This window comes from Mesorhizobium sp. M7A.F.Ca.AU.001.01.1.1 (assembly GCF_004022735.1).
GTDB classification, from domain to species: Bacteria; Pseudomonadota; Alphaproteobacteria; order Rhizobiales; family Rhizobiaceae; genus Mesorhizobium; species Mesorhizobium ciceri.
Genome location: NZ_RZPF01000421.1, coordinates 1 through 5,763, shown reverse-complemented (window position 1 = coordinate 5,763; position 5,763 = coordinate 1). Strand labels below are relative to the sequence as shown.

The 5,763-nt window shown below is 62.6% G+C and carries 6 protein-coding genes; 5 read left to right on the top strand and 1 reads right to left on the bottom strand.

Translation table 11 applies throughout. The features are described 5' to 3' along the window. A partial coding sequence (locus tag EN884_RS23015; protein ID WP_164895114.1) for an FAD-dependent oxidoreductase occupies positions 1–361 on the bottom strand: 361 nt, incomplete at its 3' end. 433 nt (positions 362–794) lie between these two features. Between EN884_RS23015 and EN884_RS23010 the strand changes: the two genes are divergently transcribed. The 5 genes from EN884_RS23010 (at position 795) to EN884_RS22990 (ending at position 5,652) form a co-directional block, all read left to right on the top strand. Beyond that, a complete protein-coding gene (locus EN884_RS23010) occupies positions 795–2,084 on the top strand; it encodes an imelysin family protein (protein WP_063170455.1) in 1,290 nt (429 codons plus the stop codon). 112 nt (positions 2,085–2,196) lie between these two features. Continuing rightward, positions 2,197–2,508: a (2Fe-2S)-binding protein gene (locus EN884_RS23005; RefSeq protein ID WP_013527915.1), complete on the top strand. Its 312-nt coding sequence runs from the start codon at positions 2,197–2,199 to the stop codon at positions 2,506–2,508. Then, the gene (gene bfr, locus EN884_RS23000) at positions 2,474–2,959 is read left to right on the top strand and encodes a bacterioferritin (RefSeq protein WP_013527914.1); all 486 of its coding nucleotides are present in this window, start codon (positions 2,474–2,476) and stop codon (positions 2,957–2,959) included. The genes EN884_RS23005 and bfr overlap by 35 nt, the downstream gene beginning before the upstream one ends. Before the next feature lie 12 nt (positions 2,960–2,971). Beyond that, positions 2,972–4,573: a di-heme oxidoredictase family protein gene (locus EN884_RS22995; RefSeq protein ID WP_063169985.1), complete on the top strand. Its 1,602-nt coding sequence runs from the start codon at positions 2,972–2,974 to the stop codon at positions 4,571–4,573. Next, positions 4,573–5,652, top strand: coding sequence for an imelysin family protein (locus EN884_RS22990; RefSeq protein ID WP_063169986.1), 1,080 nt, complete (start codon positions 4,573–4,575; stop codon positions 5,650–5,652). Before EN884_RS22995 ends, EN884_RS22990 begins: the two co-directional genes overlap by 1 nt. Positions 5,653–5,763: the final 111 nt, after the last annotated feature.

Sequence of the window (5,763 nt, the reverse complement as noted above, 5' to 3'; positions counted from 1 at the left end):
GATCGGCACCGGGCAGCGGCAGCGTGCGCGGGCGCGAGCCTGTCGCCAGGATCAGGTGGTCGAAGGCAAGCGCACCACCGCCGGCAATATCCAAACTGCGGCGTCCGGCATCGATGCGATCGATCCTGACGCCAGGCCGGTAGTCGATGGCGCTGCCGGTGTAAAAGGCCTCGCCGCGCAAGGGTTGTGGCTTGGCCTCGGCATCCTTGATGAAGGTCTTCGACAGCGGCGGCTTGTGGTAGGGCAGTTCGTCCTCATCTCCGACGAGGATTACCGGTCCGTCATAACCGTCCTCGCGCAGACTTGCGGCCGCTTGCACGCCCGCATGGCCCGCGCCGACAATGACCACACCGTTCTTCATCGCACTCAATCCCGATTCTACCCTAGGATGTTCCGCCAGATGGCAATTGTCTGGCACCGCTGCAAGCGAGCTTTTGCGGGTCGCATCCGGGATGGCGGCTGTCAATCGCACAGTTCAGCGGCAAGACCGGTGCAGGAAAATGCATAAAGTTGACAGTCGCAGTTTAGAATAATTCTAAACTGTTGTTTCGATTGACTTTTCTTGCGGATTGTCATTGACATCCGACGGTGTCGCAGCTTTATGGAAGCTCGCGCGTCAGCGCATCCCTTTAATGTCTGGGCCTTGAACCCTTTCGATTGGAGGCATTTTGGTGTCTTTCTTCCGCGAACCGCGCGATGGCGCGGCATCTCTTGCGCCCAATGGCCCGCAGATGGCCTGGCGCCGGTTGCTGCGCGCGCCGTTTACAGAATTTCCGAGAAACTGGAGAGTGATCATGACAGCACGATATGGCAGCAGGCTTGCGGCGATCGGCGCCACTGCCCTGCTGACGGCGGCGGTATTCGTGTTGCCGGCAAAGGCGGAAACCGATGTAAAGGCGGTCATCAAGACCTATTCCGACATCGCGCTCGCGAAATACGAAGATTCGCTGACCACCGCGCAGGCGCTCGACAAGGCGGTCGACGCGCTGCTCGCCACGCCATCGGTGGAAACCCTCAACGCTGCCCGTGACGCCTGGAAGGCATCGCGCGTTCCCTACCAGCAGACCGAAGTCTACCGCTTCGGCAACAAGATCGTCGACGACTGGGAAGGCAAGGTGAATTCCTGGCCGCTGGATGAAGGCTTGATCGACTATGTCGCCAAGAGCTACGGCACCGAATCGGACGCGAACGCGCTCTACACGGCCAATGTGATCGCCAACAAGGAGATCGAGATCAACGGCAAGAAGGTCGATGCATCGAAGCTTTCGCCGGAATTCCTCTCCGGCACGCTGCAGGGAGCCGGCGGCATCGAGGCCAATGTCGCCACCGGCTATCACGCCATCGAATTCCTGCTCTGGGGCCAGGACCTGCATGGCACCGGCCCGGGTGCCGGCGAGCGCCCCGACACCGACTACGACCTCAAGAACTGCACCGGCGGTAATTGCGACCGCCGCGCCGAGTATCTGAAATCGGCCAGCGACCTTCTGGTTTCGGATCTTCAGGAGATGGTCGGCAACTGGAAGGAAGACGGCGCCGCCCGCAAGGCTCTTGTCGATGGCGAGCCGAACACGGCGATCTCGACGATCTTCACCGGCATGGGCTCGCTGTCCTACGGCGAACTGGCCGGCGAGCGCATGAAGCTCGGCCTACTGCTGCATGATCCGGAAGAGGAGCACGATTGCTTCTCCGACAACACCTACAATTCGCATCTCTACGACGCCATCGGCATTCGCGCGGCCTATCATGCGAGCTACACGCGTCTCGACGGCACCATCGTTTCGGGTCCTTCGGTGGCCGATATGGTGAAGGCGGCCGACCCGGCGATCGACAAGGAACTGTCTGACAAGCTCGATGTTTCGGTCGCCAAGATGGAGGCGATCAAGGCGCGTGCACTGGCCGGCGAGGCCTATGACCAGCAGATCGCCGAGGGCAACATTGAGGGCAATGCCACCGTCCAGGCGGCGATCGATGCGCTGATCGATCAGACCAAGTCGATTGAGCGCGCCGTCGGCTCCCTGAAGCTCAGCACCATCGCCTTCGAAGGGTCCGACAGCCTCGACGCGCCGGACAAGGTGTTCAAGTAAGGGGTAAACGACGGAGACTGACCCGGAGCCGGACAACCGGCTTTGGAACGGCCTCCGCCAGAAGATCAAGCCACACGGCGCGGGAGACGCCGTCAGCCAGCCGAGCAAGCCAATGCTGATTTGTCATTGCAACATCATCACCGAGAAGGAGATCGAGCAGACGATCGTCGGGCTGCTGGACCAGGATCCCTGGCAGTTGATCGTGCCGGCGAAGATCTATCATGCAATGCAAAAGCGCGGTCGCTGTTGCGGCTGCTTCCCAAATGTGGTGGAAACGATCATTCGGGTCACCGAAAACTACCACGCCCGCTCGGAGGCGAGCGGCGTGGATGTCGTTTCACACCTGGATCGCGTCAGAGGCCTGCGCATCCAATACGGGAGCAGAATTCATGAAAGGCGATCCGCAGATCATCGAGCGGCTTAACGAGGCCCTTTTTCTGGAGCTTGGGGCCGTCAATCAGTACTGGGTGCATTTCCGTCTGCTTGAGGACTGGGGATACGCGAAGCTGGCAAAGAAGGAGCGGGCGGAATCGATCGAGGAGATGCACCATGCCGACAAGCTCGTCGCCCGCATCATCTTCCTCGAAGGCCATCCGAACCTGCAGTCCGTGGCGCCGCTGCGCATCGGGCAGAACGTCAAGGAAGTGCTCGAATCCGACCTTGCCGGAGAATATGACGCACGTACCGCCTACAAGCGTTCGCGCGAAATCTGCAACGACGCCGGCGACTACGTGACGATGAAGCTGTTCGAGGAATTGCTGGCCGACGAGGAGGGTCACATCGACTTTCTTGAGACGCAGCTCGACCTGCTTGCCTCGATCGGCGAGGAGAAATACGGCCAGCTCAACGCCGCATCGGCAGACGAGGCGGAGTAAGGGCATGCGGGAATGCGGCGCCTGCTAGAATTCGTGCGCCGCTCGCGGCGGGCCAATGGCTCGCCGCCCCCTGAGAAGACGCCAGCCGGATTGGCGCGTCGGCGCTGTGTCATGCTCGTGTTGGCGCTTACCTCTTCGGCGATGGCGGGTGATCTTCAGCCGGCCGGCTTCGCTACCACGCGCACCGACCTCAATGCGAAGGATCAGGCGCGCGCCATCGCCGTCACCAGGCCGACCACGGATTTTTCCAGGCCAGAGCCGTTCGAACTGATGCAAGGTGGCGCCGGCACGTCCCGAAAGGACGTCAGCCGCGATTCCTTCTCGCAATCCTCGGCCAACCTCACCTTCGAGGAACAGGGCGACTTCAAGCTTGGCAATGCCCTTTTCCGCAAGAACTGGGTCTCGTCGCCATCCTCGACGCAGGCGTCGGACGGGCTCGGCCCGCTGTTCAACGAACGTGCCTGCCAGAACTGTCATCTGAAGGACGGCCGCGGCCGCCCGCCGCAAGGCGACGCCGGCACCACGTCGATGTTCCTGCGGCTGGCCCGCGACGCCAGCAGCGTGGAAGAGAAGGCGGCGCTTGCCGACCATGAGGTGCTCAACTTCCCCGACCCGGTCTACGGCAGGCAATTGCAGGAGCTCGCCGTACCCGGCCTGCCCGGTGAAGGCAGGATGCATATCGACTATCAGGAACGTAAGGTAGAGCTGACGGACGGCGCTGTGATCTCCTTGCGCAAGCCGAGCTATTCGGTTGACGGCCTTGGCTACGGGCCGCTTGACCCACGCACCACACTGTCGCCGCGCCTGACCCCGCCGATGATCGGCCTGGGCCTGATCGAACAGATCGCGCCGTCTGATATTCTCGCCCAAGCCGATCCGGACGACAGGGACGGCGACGGCATTTCCGGCAGGCCGAACATCGTGCGCGATAGCCTGAACGGGGAACTGACGCTCGGCCGCTTCGGCTGGAAGGCGCAGACCGCGTCGATCCGCCAGCAGGCGGCGGATGCCTTTGCCGGCGACATCGGCATCTCGACGCTCGAAGAGCCGAGGCATTGGGGCGATTGCACTGCTGCGGAGGCAAAATGCCTCGCCATGCCGAACGGCGTGCAGCAGCGTCTTGGCCCGGTCGAGGCGCCGCCGCCGGTGATGGATCTCGTCACCTTCTATTCGCAGAACCTGGCCGTGCCGTCGCGCCGGGACCTCGACCGGCCGGACGTGCTCGCGGGCAAAAAGACATTCTACGAGATCGGCTGCATTGCCTGCCATACGCCGAAATTCGTCACGCGCCGCGATACGCCCAATAAGGCGCAGGCCTTCCAGTTGATCTGGCCCTATTCCGACTTCCTGCTGCACGACATGGGGCCTGATCTGGCCGATGGCCAGGCCGTGGGCGATGCGACGGGCAATGAGTGGCGCACGCCGCCGCTGTGGGGCATCGGCCTGACCGAGACAGTCAACGGCAATTCCTTCTTTCTGCATGACGGGCGCGCGCGCAGCCTGGCTGAGGCGATCCTGTGGCATGGCGGCGAGGCGCAGAAAGCGCGCGACCGTTTTGCCGCCGCTAACGCGACCGAGCGTGACGCATTGCTCAAATTCCTGGAGTCACTGTGATGTTCAAGCGTTCTGCATTGTTTTTCGCTCTTCCGCTGGCCCTGCTGGGCGTTGTCCCTGCGTCGGCGGCGGTCAAAGCCTCCGACATCATCCAGCGGGCGATCGATGGCTTCGTCCGCCCGGCCTATGCCGGCCTGCACGAGCATGCGGAAGCCTTGACCGGATCCATGCGCAAGCTGTGCGTCACGCCCTCGCAAGGAGAGCTCGATGCCGCACGCGCCGAATTCTCCGCCACCGTCTATGCCTGGTCGTCAGCCGAAATCATCGGCTTCGGGCCGATCAAGGAGAACAACCGGCTGGAACGCATGCTGTTCTGGCCGGATCGCAAGAGCATTGGCCTGAAGCAGGTGCAGGCGGCGCTGTCGGCGAAGGATCCAACCGCCACAGATCCGGCACAGCTGGCCGGCAAGAGCGTCGCCATGCAGGGGCTGGGCGCGCTGGAGTTCGTGCTTTACGGCGACGGCGCCGATGCACTGGCCGGCAAGGATGATTCCTACCGCTGCGCCTATGGCACTGCTGTTGCCGGCAACATCGAAACCATGGCCGGCGAGGTCAGCGCCGCCTGGAACAAACCGGACGGCTTTGCAGCGCTTTGGGCCAATCCGGGGCCGCAGAACCCGCTCTACCGCGACGGCAATGAAGCGGTGACCGAACTGGTCGGCGTCTTCATCAACGAGCTGGAAATGGTGCGTGACGTGCGCCTGAAAGGGTTTTTCGGCGGCAAGCCGGACGCGGACAAGCCGAAACAAGCGATCTATTGGCGCTCGCAAAACACCACCGCGTCACTGGCCGGCAATCTCTCCGGCATCGATACGCTGTTCCAGGCCTCGAAACTTGGCGACGCCCTGCCGGCCGATGCGCGCTGGATGGCCGAAGCGATCCACATCCAATTGGTCAACGGTGTCGCCACCGCCAAGGCCGTCAGCGGTCCAATCGACAAGGCGCTTGCCGATCCGGCATTGCGCGACAAGCTCGATCATTTCGCGCTGATCACCTCCAGCCTGTCGACCCTGATCGGGACCAGGTTGACCGCTGAATTCGGCCTGACCGCAGGCTTCTCCTCGCTGGATGGGGACTGAATTGAAAACCCCGCTGATAGATCGCCGCGATTTCCTGAGAGCTGCAGGCGTTGGCTTCATGGCCGCGATGGCGCCATCGCGGCCATGAAGCCAACGCCTGCAGCTCTCAGG